This is a genomic window from Staphylococcus sp. GDY8P67P (assembly GCF_017892545.1).
Classification (GTDB): domain Bacteria; phylum Bacillota; class Bacilli; order Staphylococcales; family Staphylococcaceae; genus Staphylococcus; species Staphylococcus ureilyticus.
Map to the genome: position 1 here is coordinate 1 of NZ_JAESLH010000007.1, position 1,272 is coordinate 1,272.

A 1,272-nucleotide genomic window follows, 5' to 3' on the forward strand; every position below is an offset into this window, starting at 1 on the left:
TTTTTGCTAAAGCAAAAAGCTAGCCATAACGGCTAGCTAATTCATTTGTTATCTTTTATTCTATGTCTTCTAGATTTTATAAACGTATTTATAGCAAAAGTACCATTATCAGCTAACAAAGGGAACCAATCATCAAATCTATGCTCCATAGCATAAATCCATAGTTCTTCGTATTCTCTTATGTCATTTTCAACTATAAAAGAAGTCATTTCTTTAAACATCTCATATCTACTTGCAGACGTCGGTTTTAACATCTCTAGAATGTCTGCTCCACCATGAGCAATCATATCTTCACGATCATACTGATATTTCTCAGGATTATCCATATGCAACATATATCTAACAAGACCTTTAGCAGAACCACACTTTTGTGGAACAGTCGCGTTTATTCTTTCGGTCAATTCTAATATCTGATTATAACTTTTAACACCATCATACATAACCAATATATGCTTATGAGCCTTTTTTATCTCTCCATTTGGATTAGTATCCTTATCATGTAATGGAGATTCAACCCATTGTATATGTTCATCATCTAATATATCTCTCCAACCTTCAGAAACACTTTCTGGGTAAATTACAAACGTCCAATTTCTAGTTCTTACATTACCTTGTGATGCTTTATTTACCATGATATAATTACCTCCGAATACAAGTTTATGCTGCCATAGCCACATGGCAGTATTTTTTTATCTATTTTTATGTTTTTTATCAAAATCTTGCAAAGCCAACGCAATTACCGCACTTTTTGAAACTCCTAAATATTTCGCCAATTCATCTAACTTTTCCGACATCTCATCTTTCAAAGTCACTTGCAATCTTTTACTCATAATTGTAACCACCTTTCAACTATTACAGTCAATAATACACAAAATAACATCATAATTCAATCGTTTATACACAAAAAGTGACCGTGAACAATGAACAACACTGGGGGGTCGTAGTACCCCAGTGTTGAAAACCTAAAGTCAAAACCCACCATATTATTACTTGTAATAGATTTTCCTTTTGACTTCACGATATCGAAAGTAATGATTTGGATTGGTTGTTAAGTTGGAATTAATCCAACTTAAAACCGGCACCAATCGCCACTGAAGTGGCTATCATTATTTCTTTGTTCGTCAAAAGTATTTCTCCTATCACAAGTAATAATATGGTTTGGCAAGCATCGTATTTGCTAGCCACTTCATTCGCTTACGCTCATTTCGTTCTGCAAATACACTTGTTGGGGGTAAACCCCCAATCCCCCCTTTTTTGCTAAAGCAAAAAGCT

At 34.1% G+C, this 1,272-nt stretch carries 2 protein-coding genes; both read right to left on the bottom strand.

What is annotated here, in order from left to right:
* Positions 1–41 precede the first annotated feature (41 nt).
* Positions 42–632 carry a replication protein gene (locus KA833_RS03460; protein WP_204184969.1) on the bottom strand — a complete coding sequence of 197 codons (591 nt, stop codon included), beginning with the start codon at positions 630–632 and terminating at the stop codon, positions 42–44.
* Positions 633–689: 57 nt separating this feature from the next.
* A complete protein-coding gene (locus tag KA833_RS03465; protein WP_031917823.1) occupies positions 690–830 on the bottom strand; it encodes a ribbon-helix-helix domain-containing protein in 141 nt (46 codons plus the stop codon).
* Positions 831–1,272: the final 442 nt, after the last annotated feature.

Coding starts and splice junctions, on each gene's coding strand:
- KA833_RS03460 (WP_204184969.1), bottom strand. CDS start 632: ATGGTAAATAAAGCATCACAAGGTAATGTAAGAACTAGAAATTGGACG.
- KA833_RS03465 (WP_031917823.1), bottom strand. CDS start 830: ATGAGTAAAAGATTGCAAGTGACTTTGAAAGATGAGATGTCGGAAAAG.